Source organism: Massilia sp. 01N417 (assembly GCF_056399645.1).
In genome coordinates this window covers 205,029-220,098 of the sequence record NZ_JBFTRS010000004.1, presented here as the reverse complement: position 1 = coordinate 220,098, position 15,070 = coordinate 205,029, and the positions used below count along the sequence as shown (strand labels likewise).

Annotated in this window: 11 protein-coding genes; 7 read left to right on the top strand and 4 right to left on the bottom strand. The window is 65.9% G+C overall.

Annotation, left to right across the window (positions count from 1 at the left end):
* Positions 1-2 precede the first annotated feature (2 nt).
* Positions 3-1,181: an MFS transporter gene (locus tag AC1DOQ_RS06360; protein ID WP_477361329.1), complete on the bottom strand. Its 1,179-nt coding sequence runs from the start codon at positions 1,179-1,181 to the stop codon at positions 3-5.
* A 112-nt stretch (positions 1,182-1,293) separates the two neighbouring features.
* Here AC1DOQ_RS06360 and AC1DOQ_RS06355 point away from each other — a divergent pair, with 112 nt between their 5' ends.
* Positions 1,294-2,196: a LysR substrate-binding domain-containing protein gene (locus AC1DOQ_RS06355; protein WP_477361327.1), complete on the top strand. Its 903-nt coding sequence runs from the start codon at positions 1,294-1,296 to the stop codon at positions 2,194-2,196.
* Positions 2,197-2,205: 9 nt separating this feature from the next.
* Here the strand turns inward: AC1DOQ_RS06355 and arfB are convergent, their stop codons facing one another.
* From arfB to AC1DOQ_RS06340, 3 genes are read right to left on the bottom strand one after another with little or no spacing between them, the layout of a single operon-like run.
* Positions 2,206-2,598, bottom strand: a complete 393-nt coding sequence (gene arfB, locus AC1DOQ_RS06350) for an alternative ribosome rescue aminoacyl-tRNA hydrolase ArfB (protein WP_477361325.1) — start codon at positions 2,596-2,598, stop codon at positions 2,206-2,208.
* Positions 2,595-4,292, bottom strand: a complete 1,698-nt coding sequence (gene recJ / locus AC1DOQ_RS06345; protein ID WP_477361323.1) for a single-stranded-DNA-specific exonuclease RecJ — start codon at positions 4,290-4,292, stop codon at positions 2,595-2,597. Before recJ ends, arfB begins: the two co-directional genes overlap by 4 nt.
* Positions 4,289-5,377: a hypothetical protein gene (locus AC1DOQ_RS06340; protein WP_477361321.1), complete on the bottom strand. Its 1,089-nt coding sequence runs from the start codon at positions 5,375-5,377 to the stop codon at positions 4,289-4,291. Before AC1DOQ_RS06340 ends, recJ begins: the two co-directional genes overlap by 4 nt.
* A gap of 138 nt (positions 5,378-5,515) precedes the next feature.
* Between AC1DOQ_RS06340 and AC1DOQ_RS06335 the strand changes: the two genes are divergently transcribed.
* The 6 genes from AC1DOQ_RS06335 (at position 5,516) to AC1DOQ_RS06310 (ending at position 14,889) form a co-directional block, all read left to right on the top strand.
* Positions 5,516-6,781 carry a lipoprotein-releasing ABC transporter permease subunit gene (locus tag AC1DOQ_RS06335; protein ID WP_477361319.1) on the top strand — a complete coding sequence of 422 codons (1,266 nt, stop codon included), beginning with the start codon at positions 5,516-5,518 and terminating at the stop codon, positions 6,779-6,781.
* Positions 6,782-6,806: 25 nt separating this feature from the next.
* Positions 6,807-7,502, top strand: coding sequence for a lipoprotein-releasing ABC transporter ATP-binding protein LolD (lolD, locus tag AC1DOQ_RS06330; RefSeq protein ID WP_477361317.1), 696 nt, complete (start codon positions 6,807-6,809; stop codon positions 7,500-7,502).
* Between the two features lie 6 nt (positions 7,503-7,508).
* Positions 7,509-8,312, top strand: a complete 804-nt coding sequence (locus AC1DOQ_RS06325; RefSeq protein ID WP_477361315.1) for a TatD family hydrolase — start codon at positions 7,509-7,511, stop codon at positions 8,310-8,312.
* Between the two features lie 246 nt (positions 8,313-8,558).
* On the top strand, positions 8,559-11,348 hold the full coding sequence (locus AC1DOQ_RS06320; RefSeq protein WP_477361313.1) for a type VI secretion system Vgr family protein: 2,790 nt from the start codon (positions 8,559-8,561) through the stop codon (positions 11,346-11,348).
* Positions 11,349-11,378: 30 nt separating this feature from the next.
* A complete protein-coding gene (locus tag AC1DOQ_RS06315) occupies positions 11,379-13,043 on the top strand; it encodes an esterase/lipase family protein (RefSeq protein WP_477361311.1) in 1,665 nt (554 codons plus the stop codon).
* Positions 13,044-13,281: 238 nt separating this feature from the next.
* On the top strand, positions 13,282-14,889 hold the full coding sequence (locus AC1DOQ_RS06310) for a T6SS immunity protein Tli4 family protein (RefSeq protein WP_477361309.1): 1,608 nt from the start codon (positions 13,282-13,284) through the stop codon (positions 14,887-14,889).
* The last annotated feature ends 181 nt before the right edge of the window (positions 14,890-15,070 follow it).

Sequence of the window (15,070 nt, the reverse complement as noted above, 5' to 3'; positions counted from 1 at the left end):
AGTCAGATGGAAGACGAGGAAGTGCAGGCCGCATCGCGCTGGCGGCCGGCGTTGCCGATCCACACCAGGGCGAGACCGCCGGCTGCGAGCGCCGCACCGACGTAAGGCACGGCCGCATAACCGAGACCCTGGCCGATGACCACGCCGCCGAGGGCAGCGCCGACCGCATTGCCGAGGTTGAAGGCGCCGACGTTCACCGACGAGGCCAGGCCCGGCGCCTGGGCCGCGGCCTGCATCACGCGCATCTGGACCGGCGGTACGATGCCGAAGGCGGCGGCACCCCAGACCAGCAGGCCGATGGCGGCGCCGGCATGGGTTTGCATCAGCAGCGGCAGCAGGACCATGACGACGGCGAGCGAAGCGAGGATCAGCTTGGTGGCGCCATCCAGCGACCAGTCGGCCAGGCGGCCGCCGAGGCTGTTGCCGACGGTGAAGCCGATACCGATCAGCACGAGTGCAAGGGCGACGAAGCCGGGGCTGGCGTGGGTGATCTCGGCCAGCATCGGCGCCACGTAGGTGTAGAGCGCGAACATGGCACCGGAACCCAGCACGGTGGTGCCCATGGCCAGCAGCACTTCGCGGCTGGTCAGCACCTTCAGTTCGCGGCGCACGTCCGGACGTGCGCCCGGTTCACCCTTCGGCAGGGCCAGCCACAGCGCGCCGATGGTGACCAGGCCCAGTACGGCGGTGCCGCCGAAGGCAAGACGCCAGCCGACCTGCTGGCCGATCCAGGTGGCCGCCGGCACGCCGCCGACGTTGGCGACCGTCAGGCCCATGAACATGGCGGCGATCGCGCTGGCCTGTTTCTCTTTCGGCACCACGCTGGCGGCGACGACGGCGCCGATGCCGAAGAAGGCGCCATGGTTGAGGCTGGTGATCAGGCGCGACAGCAGCAGGGTCGTGTAGCCGGGGGCGAAGGCCGACAGCAGGTTGCCGATCGTGAAGATGAGCATCAGCGACATCAGCGCCGCCCGTTTGCCGAAGCGGCTGAACAGCAGGGTCATCACCGGGGCGCCGACCATCACGCCGATCGCATAGGCGGACACGAGCATGCCAGCGGTGGGGATGTCGACCTGGACGCCGTCGGCGATCACCGGCAACAGCCCCATGGGCGTGAATTCGGTGGTGCCGATGGCGAAGGCGCCGGTGGCCAGGGCCAGTAATGCGGTGGAAGATTTCATTGAAGCTCCTTGAAGAAGAATCCGTCGGTTTTTTCGATGGAAGTATTGTCCTTGGTTTATATTTGCGGATTAAGACCCTAAGCGGCCAAAGACTTTTGCGTTTGAGTCAAAAATGAAGACAACCCTCGACGAAATGCAGGCCTTCGTGGCCGTGGTGGACACGGGCTCGCTCACCGCTGCCGCGGAACTGCTGGGGCTGACGGTATCGGCGACCAGCCGTGCGCTGGGACGGCTGGAAGAAAAGCTGCAGACGACCCTACTGCGCCGGACGACGCGGCGGCTGGAATTGACGGAAGAGGGCGGGGCCTTCCTGGCGCATGCGCGCACCATCCTGGATGCGGTCGACGCGGCGGAAGAGCAGATGGCGGCGCGGCGCATGCGTCCGGCAGGGCGGCTGCGGGTCGATGCGGCGACACCCTTCATGCTGCACGTGTTGGTGCCGCTGGTCGAAGGTTTTCGCGCCCGCTATCCGGATGTGGAACTGGAATTGAACTCGAACGAAGGCATCACCGACCTGATCGAAAAGCGCACCGACGTCGCCCTGCGTATCGGTGTCCTGAAGGATTCGACCTTGCACGCGCGCCTCGTGGGAACCAGCCGCATCCGCGTGCTGGCCAGTCCGGCCTATCTGGCGCGTCACGGCACGCCGGCCGGACCGGAGGAACTCGGGCAGCACGTGCTGCTCGGCTTTACCCAGCCCGAGACCCTGAACGACTGGCCGCTGCGCGATACCGACGGCTGCACGCTGCGGATCCGCCCGACCATCGCCTCGTCGAGCGGCGAAACGCTGCGGCAGATGGCGCTGGCCGACCTCGGCATCGTCTGCCTGTCGGATTTCATGACCCGCGAAGACCGCGCGAACGGCCGGCTGGTCCAGCTCTTCCCCGAACAGACCCTGGACGTGCTCCAGCCCATCAACGCCGTCTACTACCGCAATACGGCGCTGGCGGCCCGCATCACCTGCTTCGTCGACCACGTGGTGGCGGTGCTGGGCAAGCGTCCTTTCGACGCCTGACCGGCTTGTCTAGTCGGTGACCTTGCCGCGCAGCGCCTTGAGCTGGCCGCTGCGGGTCTTTTCGTCCAGCCGGCGCCGTTGGGATGAGCGCGTCGGCCTGGTCGGGCGCCGCACCGCCTGCACCACGGCCGCCTTGTCGATCAGCGCCTGCAGGCGCCGCAGCGCGTCTTCCTTGTTGGCTTCCAGGCTGCGCGACTGCTGGGCTTTCAGCACCAGCACGCCGTCCTCGGTGAGGCGGCTGTCGCGCATCGCCAGCAGGCGCTCCTTGACATGGTCCGGCAGCGAGGAGGCCTTGATGTCGAAGCGCGCGTGCACGGCGCAGGAGACCTTGTTGACGTTCTGCCCGCCCGGGCCCTGGGCCCGGATCGCGCTGAACTCGACCTCGTCCGGATTCAGCTTCACACCGGCTCGGCGTGCTCGACCAGCAGCTGCACCTTGGTCACGCCGTTGTACTCGTTGGCGTCGAGCCGGAAGGCCACACGCGCGCGTTCGCCCAGGGCTGCGGTATTGCCGAACCAGATCGCGTCATAGCGCCGGCCGTTCCGCTCCAGCAGCAGTTTGAGGTGCTTTTCCTTGAGGACGCGCTGGCTGACCACGCGGAACTCGTCGCAGAACACCGGCGGCGCGAAGCCCTGGCCCCACACCTGGGCGTCCACCAGCTCGATGAACTGCACGGTATAAAAATCGTCTTCCAGCGGACCGTCGGTCTCGATCACGCGCTCGAGCTGGGCTTCGCTGAGCCATGCGCGGCCGATGGCTTCGAAGGCTTCGCGGAAGGTGTCGAAGTGTTCATGCCGGATCGACAGGCCGGCCGCCATCGCGTGGCCGCCGAACTTGTCGATCAGTCCCGGCACGCGCTTGGACACGAGGTCGAGCGCGTCGCGCATGTGGAAGCCCGGGATCGAGCGCCCGGATCCCTTGATCCAGCCGTCGCCGGCCGGCGCGAAGGTGATGGTCGGGCGGTAGAACTTCTCCTTCAGGCGCGAGGCGACGATGCCGATCACGCCCTGGTGCCAGCCGTCGTCGAACACGGCGATGGTGCTGGCGTCCGACGGGCTGAAATCGTCCAGGTGGAGCAGGGCGGTGTCCTGCATCTCGGCCTCGATCTCGCGGCGCTTCAGGTTGATCTCGTTGAGCTGCTGGGCGATCTGCCAGGCGCGGTCTTCATCGTCCGTCACCAGGCACTCGATCCCGAGCGACATGTCTTCCAGCCGGCCGGCGGCGTTCAGGCGCGGACCCAGGGCGAAGCCGAGGTCGAAGGGCGAGGCGCAGCGCGCTTCGCGGCCGGCGACGCGGAACAGTGCGGCGATGCCGGCATGCATGCGGCCCGCGCGCATGCGTTTCAAACCCTGGGCGACCAGGATGCGGTTATTGGTGTCGAGTTTGACGACGTCGGCCACCGTGCCCAGCGCGACCAGGTCGAGCAGGGAATCCAGCTTCGGCTGGGAAGCGGCGTCGAACACGCCGCGCTTGCGCAGCTCGGCACGCAGGGCCAGCAGCACGTAGAACACGACCCCGACCCCGGCCAGGTGCTTGCTGGGGAAGCCGCATTCGGGCTGGTTGGGGTTCACGATCACGCGCGCGTCGGGAAGCATGTCGCCCGGCAGGTGGTGGTCGGTGACCACGACTTCGATGCCGCGCGCACGCGCCGCCTCGACGCCGTCGATGCTGGCGATGCCGTTGTCGACGGTGATGATGATGTCGGGCGATTTTTCGCGCGCGGTCAGCTCGACGATTTCCGGCGTCAGTCCGTAGCCGTACTCGAAACGGTTCGGCACGATGTAGTCGACCTGCGCCCCCATCGCGCGCAGGCCGCGCAGGGCGGTGGCGCAGGCGGTGGCGCCGTCGCAGTCGTAGTCGGCGACGATGGTCATCTTCTTCCGGCCCTGAATGGCGTCGGCCAGATACACGGCGGCGGCATCGATCTGCAGCAGGGCGGCGGGCGGCAGCAGGGCCTGCAGTTCGCTGGCCAGCTCGCGCGGGTCGGACAGGCCGCGCGCGGCGTACACGCGGGCCAGGACGGGATGGATCCCGCCCTGGGCCAGCAGCTCGCTCTGGCGGCCGGGGCAGGGACGGGTGGAGATACGGGTCTTCACTTCTTCAGGGGTTCCAAGGTCGGACGGCGCCAGAATTTGCGCTGGGCCATCGGTGTGGTCGTGGTTTCCAGGTGGCCGTCGCGGTGGCTCAGCACCAGCCGCAAGGACTTGATACGACCCTGCTTGAGGGCCGCCAGCAGGGGCGCGAACAGCGTCTGCTCGAGGGTGTGCATTTCCTGCAGCCAGGCGTGCCAGTCGGCCGCGATCGCCGCCGCGGCGGCGTTGCCGCAGACCAGCAGGCGGCCCTTGTCGGCACCCCCATCGGCATCGCCGGCGGCGATCAGGCCGCCGATGCCGCCCAGGCTGTCGAGGCGCTGGTCGGCCAGGGCAGTCAGCCAGCCCGGCGTGGCGTAGGTGGCGACCGCCGGCTGGGGCGCCAGCTTGCCGGCGGCGCGCGCAACCAGCTTCAAGGCATGCTCGCCCGCCATGCTGGACGCGCCCCAGGGCCAGATCGAATTGATCGGCGCCTGGCCGCGCGCTTCGCGGGCGGCGTTGACCGGGTCGGTGTACCAGCTGACCTGGACTTCGTTCTGCAGCTTGCGGAAGGCGCGCGCCTGTTGTCCGGCCGGCACCCAATCGGTCAGGTTCATGCCGACCGCGGCGTCCGGGCTGGCGGTCTGGATGCCGTCCCAGGTGTCGGCGCGCAGGAACCAGGTGTCGGGCGCGCCGTACAGCAGCGCATGGCCGGCGTCCTCGCAGCAGGCGCGCGCGCTGTCGAACAGGCCGCGCGCTTCATCCTCGCGCAGGTCGAGCCGGCGCGTGTCGCCCATCATCAGGTGGCTGTGGGCGATCTGGATGTGGGCCGGGTTCACGATGAACCAGGTGCCGTCGCCCGGATCGAGGCCGTAGCCGCGCATGCTGCTGGTGGCGAAGCCGGGCGCGGTGCCGTTGGCCAGGCCGAGGCTGCGCGCGATCCAGAGTTCGTGCGGCAGCACGCGCGCGCTGCCCTCCAGCGGGCGGAACGTTTGGCTGGATGAGCGCGACAACAGCGCCGCCAGAGCCGGGGCCTCGAGGGCGCGGATCAGGTCGGGCGCGAATTCGGGAACGGGGAGGGCGAACGGCAGGACGAGCGATATGTGGGCCATGGCGTATTGTAGGACAAATGGACGGTCCGCGAGAACAGCGGCCAGCCGGAAATCTTTATTTCAATCGTGACAAGCCCTCACATGGATGAGCTTTGTATGGCACACTGCGGGCCTCGAGCAGCGTTTATCATGGAGCCCATGAGCATCATCCACAAATTGCCCTACGAATGGCTGGTCGGCCTGCGCTACACGCGGGCCGGCAAGCGCAGCGGCCGGAACAGTTTTATCTCCTTTATTTCGCTGATTTCGGTGTCCGGTATCGCCCTCGGGGTGGCCGCGCTGATCGTGGTGCTGTCGGTGATGAATGGCTTCCAGAAGGAAGTGACGGACCGCATGCTGTCGGTGCTGGCCCACATCGAGGTCTTCGACGCCAGCGGCAGCATGCCCGACTGGCGCCAGGAAGAGCAGCAAGCCTTCCGCAACCCGGCCGTGCGCGGCGCCGCACCCTTCGTCGAGACCCAGGGCCTGCTGGTGCGCGACGAGGTTATGAAGCCGGCGGCCATCCGCGGCATCCTGCCGGAAGAAGAGTACAAGGTATCAAGCGTCGGCAAGCAGGTCCGCCAGGGCAGCCTGCAGAACCTGCGTCCGGGCGAGTTCAACATCGTGCTGGGCTATGTGCTGGCGCGCTCGCTCGGCGTCGGCGTCGGCGACAAGGTCACCATGATGCTGGCCCAGGCCCAGACCACCCCGGCCGGCATGGTGCCGCGCACCCGCAGCTTCACGGTGGCCGGCATCTTCGAGGCCGGCCATTACGAATTCGATTCGGCGATGGCCTTCGTCCACCTGCAGGACGCCGAGCGCATGGAGCGTCTGCAGGCGCCGATGGGCCTGCGCCTGCGCATCGCCGACATGCACCAGGCGCCTCGGGTGGCGGCGGAACTCAAGAAATCGATGCCTGGCGACCTCGTCATGCGCGACTGGTCCAAGCTGAACGCCAACTGGTTCGCCGCCGTACAGACCGAAAAGCGGATGATGTTCATCATCCTGACCCTGATCATCGCAGTGGCCGCGTTCAACCTGGTCTCGACCCTGGTGATGACGGTGACCGACAAGCAGCCCGACATCGCCATCCTGCGCACGCTCGGCTCCTCGCCGCGCTCGATCATGAAGATCTTCATGATCCAGGGCGCGCTGGTCGGCATCCTGGGCACCATCGCCGGCGTCGCGCTGGGGGTGCTGGTGGCCCTGAACATCGACGTGATCGTGCCCTTCATCGAACACCTGTTCGGGATCCAGTTCCTGTCCAAGGATATCTACCTGATCAGCGAGATCCCCTCGGATATGCGCTGGCCGGACGTTTTCAAGATCGGCGGCGTGTCGGTGCTGCTGGCTTTCGTGGCGACCCTGTATCCGAGCTGGTCGGCGTCGCGCGTGAAGCCCGCGGAGGCCCTGCGCTATGAATGACATGCGAACAGAAATGAGCAATACCATGAACACTGCCGGCACGCCGGTCCTGTCCTGCCGCGGCGTCGGCAAGACCTTCCGCGAAGGCGACTACGCCGTGCGGGTGCTGGACAATATCGATTTTTCCATCGGCCGCGGCGAACGCGTGGCCATCGTCGGCGCCTCCGGTTCCGGCAAGTCGACCCTGCTGCACATCCTCGGCGGCCTCGATACCCCGAGCGGCGGCGCGGTGGTGCTGCAGGGCGAGGACTTCGCCACGCTGTCGGAAACCCGGCGCGGCGAGCTGCGCAATGCTTCGCTCGGCTTCGTCTACCAGTTCCATCACCTGCTGCCGGAATTCTCGGCGCTGGACAACGTCGCCATGCCGCTCCTGATCCGCCGCGTGAAGCGCGAGGAGGCGGTGGCGCGCGCGGAAGCCATGCTGGCCAGGGTCGGCCTGGCCAAGCGCGCCATCCACCGTCCGGGCGAACTCTCGGGCGGCGAACGCCAGCGCGTGGCCCTGGCGCGCGCCCTCGTCACCGAACCGGCCTGCGTGCTGGCCGACGAGCCGACCGGGAACCTCGACCACAACACCGCCGAAACCATCTTCGACCTGATGCTGGAACTCTCGCGCACCCTCGGCACCGCCTTCGTGATCGTGACCCACGATCCGGAACTGGCGCGCCGCTGCGACCGCGTGCTGCGCCTGACCGAGCACGGACTGCAGGCCGGACAGGCCTGAGCCGCCATGTGGATCGACACCCACTGCCACCTCGACGCCCACGAGTTCGGCGACGAGTCCGTGCAGGTCGCGGCGCGCGCGGGCCAGGCCGGGGTGTCGATGATCGTGATCCCGGCCGTTGAACGCGGCAATTTCGAGATCGTCCGCAAGCTGGCCCATGCCGCCCCGAACGCCAGCTACGCGCTCGGCATCCATCCGATCCATGTGCCGCGGGCGACCGAGGAAGATCTGGTGCTGCTGCGCCGCCTGGCCGAGGAAGCGATGGCGGACCCGCGCTTCGTCGCCATCGGCGAAATCGGCCTGGACTTCTTCATTCCCATGCTGTGCGAGCCGGCCATGCGCGAGAAGCAGGAGCTGTTCCTGCGCGAGCAGCTGCGCATCGCGCGCGACCTCGGCCTGCCGGCGCTGACCCACGTGCGCCGCTCGCAGGACCAGGTGCTCAAGCACGTCCGCCAGATCAGGCCGAACGGCGGCATTGCCCACGCCTTCAACGGCAGCTTCCAGCAGGCGCAGAACTTCATCGACCTGGGCTTCCGCCTCGGCTTCGGCGGCGCCATGACGTTTACGCGCGCGCTGCAGATCCGGCGTCTGGCGGCCGGGCTGCCGCTGGACGCCATCGTGCTCGAGACCGATGCGCCCGACATCGCCCCAAGCTGGATCCACCCCGGCCGCAACAGCCCCGAGGAGCTGCCGGCGATCGGCCGCATGCTGGCCGAGCTGCGCGGCGTGCCCGACTCCGAGGTCGGCGCGGCGACCTGGCGCAGCGCGCTGGGCGCGATTCCACGCCTGGAATCGCTGCTCGCGTCTTGAAGATCGTCTAATCGCGCGCTTCCCCACCCATTCCGCATGCAGGGTGCCGTCCGCCGCAACCGGGAGGCGCGGCGGACGCGCCGTCGCCCGCGCCGGCTTCCGCGTTCACGCTGCCACGACCATTCCGGCCGGATGAAGTTCCGTCCGGAGCCGCCCCGAAGCGTATGACGCATTGCAATGTTTGCTCCACGCACCGTGGAAGAATGTGTGCTTCGGCGGCACGACGGCACGCATGGAGGAGAGACGGTGGAGAGCGCGAGCGAGTTCCTGCGGATGCTGCAGTACGAGAAGTCCCTGAGCACGGCCCATCGCCCCCTGCGCCTGCGCCTCGCGCACGGCGGCCAGCTCGCCGAGGACATCCTGCTGCCGCAGCGGGTGGTGGGCAGCGAGGCGGTCTGCGGCGGTATCGAGTACCGCGTCGCCTGCCTGGCCGGCAGCCCGCACCTGCCGCTCAAGGAACTGATCGCGCTGCCGGCCGAGATCCAGTTCGTCACCGACCGCGGCCAGTTGCGCAGCGTCTGCGGCCTGGTCACCGAGGCGCGCGCCGGCGACTCCGACGGCGCCCTGGCGGCCTACGAGCTGGTGCTGCGCGACGTCTTCGCGGTCATGGAAAAGCGCAGCAACAGCCGCGTGTTCCGCTACCAGAACGAGCTGGAGATCGTGCAGATCCTGTGCGACGAATGGCGCCACTCGAACACCGTGCTGGCGAACGCCTTCGAACTGGAAATCGACCCGCTGATCGACAAGCGCGACTATCCGCCGCGCGAACAGACCATGCAGCACAACGAATCCGACGCCGCCTTCGTGCGCCGCCTGCTCAAGCGTCGCGGCATTGCCTGGGTCTTCCGCCCGGGACGCAGCCGCAACACCGCGGTCGACCCTACCCACGACCGCACGCCGGCCCACACGCTGCTGCTGTTCAGCGACGCCACCAGCCTGCCGCGCAATGCCGCCGGCAGCGTGCGCTACCACCGCGACGGCATCGCCGACGGCCGCGACACCGTGACTTCCTGGACCGCTGCGCGTCGCCTGCAGCCCGGCGTCACGACTCGCCACAGCTGGGACTACAAGAACCCGGCCGGCGGCCAATTCATGACGGCCAGCGCGCGCAGCATGGCCGACCAGGGCCCGAGCGGCAACCAGCTCGCCGCCACACTGGATGACTACCTGATCGAGATGCCGCATGCCGGCAACGACGTCGAAGACCACTGGCGCCTCGGCCACGTGCGCATGAGCCGCCACGAATTCGAATCGAAGTGCTTCCACGGCGAGGGCAGCGTGCGCGACTTCTGCGCCGGCCAGTACTTTTCGCTGGAAGACCACCCCGAGATCGACACCCACCCGGCGCCCGAGCGCGACTTCGTCATCACCGAACTGCGGGTGGTGGCCGACAACAACCTGCCGCGCGAGCTGGCCGCGCCGGTGTCTTCGCTGCTCGGCACGGTGGCTCCCGCGTCCGCGGCGGAAGGCGGCGGCCGCGTGCGGATTGCCTTCAGCGCGGTCCGGCGCGGCATCCCCATCGTGCCCGCCTTCGACCCGCGCAGCGACCTGCCGCATCCGCAGTTGCAAAGCGCGATCGTGGTCGGTCCGCCGAACGAGGACGTGCATTGCGACGTCCTCGGCCGCGTGAAGATCCGCTTTCCCGGCATGCGCGCCGCCGACCACGCGCATGCGCGCGGCGCCGGTGCCTCCGGCGGGCCCGCGGACTCCGCCTGGGTGAGAGTGGCCTCCAACTGGGCCGGCAACGGCAGCGGCAGCCAGCACCAGTCCGGCGACGTCCACCTGCCGCGCGTCGGCACCGAGGTGCTGGTGGCCTTCCTGGGCGGCGATCCGGACCGCCCCATCATCCTCGCCCAACTGTACAACCAGCGCTCGGCGCCGCCGGCCTTCAACGGCGCGGGCACCCTGCCGGGCAATCGCTACCTGTCCGGCGCCCGCAGCCGCGAAATCGGCGGCGCCCGTGGCAACCAGCTGCGCTTCGACGATACCCGCGGCCAGATCAGCGCCCAGCTGGGCAGCGACCATGGCGCCTCGGAACTCAACCTGGGCTGGATGACCCAGCCGCGCGACCACGGCGCCGCCGAACCGCGCGGCGAGGGTGCGGAACTGCGCAGCGAGCTGTCGGTGGCGGTGCGCGGCGCGCAAGGCGTGCTGATCAGCGCCGAACCGGGCGAGGGCGGTTCCACCGGCCAGCTCGGGCGCGCCGGCCTGGTCGGGCTGGCCGAGGTCATGCAGGGCATCCTCGACGAGGTCGGCAAGCTGGCGGCCGTGCACAACGAAGACGAGCCCTCGCAGCAGCGCCTGGCCGCGCTGGTCGAGAAGCTCAAGCGCTGGCACGAGGGCAGCAACGTCGCCGAGGGCGGCGCCGGCGGCGGTGCGGCCATCGTCGCCGCCAGCGCCCCGGCCGGCGCGATCGTCGCCAGCAGCGACAACCTGGCGCTCGGCGCGGCCAGCAAGGTCGACGTGGTGAGCGCCGGCGATGCCGAGATCTCGACCGGCCGCAACATCTTCTTGCGCGCCGCCCGCGGCCTGAGCCTGTTCGCCCACGAGATGGGCATGAAGCTGGGCGCGGGGCGCGGCGATATCGTGCTCCAGACCCACCTGGGCAACATCCAGATCAAGTCGTCCGGCCGCATCAGCCTGATCGCCGCCGAACGCATCGAACTGGAGGCGCCGGCCGTGAAGATCATCGCGCCGGGCGCCACCACCGACTGGGTCGACGGCAAGATCACGCACCAGAGCAGCGGCCAGCAGATCCACAAGGGTTCCGAATTCGCCTACTACGGCCCCGGCAGCGCCAGCCCGAAGGACCTGAATCTGCCGACCGCGCACCTGCACACCGATGAATACCTGGTCCTGCGCCACCTGCAGACCGGCGAGCCGATCCCGAACCAGCGCTACCGCGCGACCTTCGAAAACGGCCGCACCGTGACCGGACGCACCGACGACCAAGGCCGGACTTCGCTGCTGATCGGAGAAATGATCGCAGGCGTGGACATGGCCTACCTTCCAGAAGACGACGGTCCGGCCGCCTGAGCCGGATCCATTACCTCACACGGAGCGCGCATGCCAGACCCGACCCGCCCATTGCCGAACCTCGTCCCCCAGCCGGACGGCAGCTGGACCGGCCGCGCGGTGCTGACGCCGACGGCGCTCAAGACCAGGGGCTTGTTTACGATGCCGCCGTCGAAGGTGGTGCCGGTGATTGTGGTGCCGGGGATTATGGGAACGAATTTGCGGGCGAAAAAGAAGGGAAAGCAGCGAAACAAGGTGCTGAATCCAGGTGAGTCGGCTTGGCGCGCACCGAATGGCCCGATCGAGGGGCTTGCCACTGCACGTACCTGGCGGAGGCTCGACGCGATCGTTCGCCAAAACATTCTCGATGGGGAAACTCTCGAAGTCGATGACGACGGAGGAATTCATTTGCCGCCCGAAGCGCGGAACTACGGGATGTCTGAAAAGGAGGTGCATGACCGGCACTGGGGCGAAATCCATTGGGGATCCTATGGCGACCTTTTGTATGGTCTAGATGTCGGGTTGAACCACACCTTCGAAATCGGTGTGGTAGACAACGCAAGGGTGCTGTGCCGCCATTGGAAACAAGTGATGGCTTCCGATCCCGCAAAATGGGGTGTGCGCACCATTGAGCGTATTACAGAAAAGGAGCTGGAGAAACACGCGGAATATTTTTTTCCGGTATATGCCTGTGGCTACAACTGGCTTGAATCTTGTGAAGAGTCTGCGCTTCGACTACGCAATCGTATCGAGGAGACGATCAAATTCTGGAGAAACAAGAAGCGCGACTGCACGAAAGTCATCCTGATCACGCACTCGATGGGCGGGCTTGTCGCACGTGCATGTGCGAAACAAATTCCTGACCAGATCCTTGGCCTCATCCATGGCGTCATGCCGGCGCTTGGAGCGCCTGCGTGTTACCGCAGAATAGCCTGCGGTACCGAAATCTGGAGCCCAAGCAATGACGTCATCGATAATACCAAGGCTGAGCTGGTAGCGGACATCCTGGGCAGTCAGCCGAAGCTGACCATGCCTGTCATGGCGCTCGCGCCCGGCCCACTGCAACTTCTGCCAAATCACCTGTATCCGCGTCCTTGGCTGCACGTATGTCTGCTAAGCAAAATCAACAATAAGGATGTGCCGCGCGACGTGCTACATCTGCCAGTTGGAAATCCATTTGATCTATACCGCGACACACAATCCTGGTATCGGCTGATTGATCCTGAGCTGGCCGATCCCGCTGGGAAATATATTGGAGAGGCTGGAGTCAAGGATCAGATCAAGAAATCGATAAGTATTGCCGAGCATTTCCACCGGGAAGTACTAGATACCTATTATCATCCGAACACCTACGTCTTCTACGGCGCCGATCCGTCACACATGTCCTTCGGGGCGGTACGCTGGGTAGCGCGGGATCCGGGCGCAGGCGCCGTTTTCACCGAGGCCAATCTTCGCGGGGCAAGCCTGACGGGATACCGGGAGACCGTGGGTCGCCGTATCAAGGTCGAAGGCAAGACCGTGTTGGATGTTGTGCCAGCACGTCAGGACATTGCCGGCGACGGCACGGTACCACCTCAGTCCGGGGGAGGACCTCGGGGTAAGGTCCGACAAATTTTCGAGATGCGCGGGTTCGACCACCAGGAAGCATTCAGGAACGAGACCGTTCTGTTGTTGGCCCAGCACCTCGTCGTAAAGATGGTCCAGGAGATGCCATGAAGTTCGTGTGCATCCAACTCGGCAATATTGAGATGTCGCACGACGACGCGCATGAAGCCACGGTAAGTAGGTTGGCGTCCAATCATTTCAACGTCAAGCATTTACAGAAGTTGCCATGACGCGAATAAGGAAACGCGGGTGGCGGGAACTTATCGTTCTGCTGGCAGCCCTTGCCTGTGCCGGAAGCTGGGCCGCTAGTCAGGTCCGCAGCATGCGTGACAGATCCGAGGTAGCACAAATGACGGAAAAGATGAAGACGGTATGTGTCGGCCGCTACCTAATCGACGTGCCGGATCGCTCGGAAATTAGCCTCTCCCATGAACGGATTCATGGATTCGCAATTGAGACGATCGAGGAAAGCGAGACCGAATTTCGTCAGCGGATCGCGCAACGCGAGGCCGAAATCGAAGCACATGGAGGCGATACCAAACCTGGATTGGAAGGGGGCATGATCGAGGCAAGGGACCTGCGCGTCCCTGGCGTTGTCGGGCGCACTTTCATTTTTGGGCGCAGCCGTGGGTATTTGATGGAAGGGGATCGCCGAGTCAATCTTGAATCCGTTTCTGTTGAGACCCATGGACATATTGGAGGGCTGAGCTTTTCGCTTTCCGCAACATCAACCGGGGAAGACAGCGCACGCGAGGCTGAATCGTTGATGGCGCAGCTTCGACTCCGTGGTGAAGACGAAATTCCGGCCACACCTGGCTTTTGTATCTGGCGTGCAGTGTTTGTGGAGCCCTTGCCGTCACATAAAAACGAGCAGGTAGCAATGCACCTAAGCATGCCTGATCATGCCGATCTCGTATTAACCCTGCTTAGCGTCGCCGGTGGCCGCTCCGGCCCAGGCTTGCTCGCGCGCAGCGCACTTGTGGATGCGAACGCTAGTGCAGATGAAATGCTACGGGTGACCAAGTTGCGCTCCGAGCAACGCAGCATCAATAGTCTGGCGGGCGAGGAAGTGGTAGAGCGGATACGGGAGTTCAACTTCACTACAACCTATACGCTCAGTTGGGAGACGCGAGGCGCGGAGGGTGATGTGTCGTTGCCATTCTTGTCTCTGCAAGCCCAGGCCGGAATCAATGTGCGTCCCAGTTCTCCGCCACCGGGGTCGAGTTTGCATGAAGACGCTGTGCTCGTTCTGTGGGACAGCATCGCGTCCAGCCTTCGACTGCGGAAGGGTGGCCCGCCCCCGCGGTCGAGTTCACCCCGTGAGCCAACAGGACCCAAATTGGGGGCGGTGGTCACGGCTGGCGAAATATGCCCACAGTCAGGCTGGTGGCGCTGCTCCGGGGGTGGCCCTGGCGTCGACGTGCACGGTGGTCAAGTGCAGTACCTCCGCAAGGGGGGCCGAATGCCGCAGGTATTGTTGTTAGCGCGTCAGACGCTTTGGCAGAAGGTTAAGCGAGTTCAGCCGCGTGTCGAGATTCCAAGCCCCACAGCATGGACTTTGGTCGATAAACGACTAAACCCGCGGCGCACGACCGCGGTGACCCTGGTACCTGCAATGTTGCCCGCATCGGTAACGCAGTTGTCTGTCAGTGATGATCATCAAATCGCGCTCGGAACGTATGTCCGAACCGGCGATGCCTGTCCCGCCAGTGGCTGGTGGCGCTGCGAGGAGTTGCACGCTCTGGACGGAACACGCTGGTTCCAACGAGGCACTCTACTGCCGGCAGCAAGCTTCCAAGTTCCAGCGGGCGTATTTGGGAAATCTGCCGGGCCTGAAGCGATCCAACGCCGAAGTGCATGGCAGCTCATGCGGCATTCCGAGTTCCCAAACGAGCCACGGACCGCGCCTTCACCGCCGGATAGTATGCCTCCTGGCGAGCCCCCGGCATTGGTTTGAGTGCCGGGCACCTTTTGCGGTGGGATTAACAGGCATATAGGGAGAAGTCCGGTATGCGCCGATGGCTACAACTCGTCGTTTTGCTGTCAGTACTCGCTTGGATAGGAGGCTGGGCAACCGGACAGATCGGTGAGGCTGAGATTGCAGCCCGTAACACTGCTTCGGGCGGTTCGGATGGGAT

What these genes read in the sequence shown, in the direction of transcription:
- AC1DOQ_RS06360 (WP_477361329.1), bottom strand. Translation starts at nt 1,181, where the DNA reads ATGAAATCTTCCACCGCATTACTGGCCCTGGCCACCGGCGCCTTCGCC.
- AC1DOQ_RS06355 (WP_477361327.1), top strand. Translation starts at nt 1,294, where the DNA reads ATGAAGACAACCCTCGACGAAATGCAGGCCTTCGTGGCCGTGGTGGAC.
- AC1DOQ_RS06340 (WP_477361321.1), bottom strand. Translation starts at nt 5,377, where the DNA reads ATGGCCCACATATCGCTCGTCCTGCCGTTCGCCCTCCCCGTTCCCGAA.
- AC1DOQ_RS06315 (WP_477361311.1), top strand. Translation starts at nt 11,379, where the DNA reads ATGCCAGACCCGACCCGCCCATTGCCGAACCTCGTCCCCCAGCCGGAC.
- AC1DOQ_RS06310 (WP_477361309.1), top strand. Translation starts at nt 13,282, where the DNA reads ATGACGGAAAAGATGAAGACGGTATGTGTCGGCCGCTACCTAATCGAC.
- lolD (WP_477361317.1), top strand. Translation starts at nt 6,807, where the DNA reads ATGAACACTGCCGGCACGCCGGTCCTGTCCTGCCGCGGCGTCGGCAAG.
- AC1DOQ_RS06335 (WP_477361319.1), top strand. Translation starts at nt 5,516, where the DNA reads ATGAGCATCATCCACAAATTGCCCTACGAATGGCTGGTCGGCCTGCGC.
- AC1DOQ_RS06325 (WP_477361315.1), top strand. Translation starts at nt 7,509, where the DNA reads ATGTGGATCGACACCCACTGCCACCTCGACGCCCACGAGTTCGGCGAC.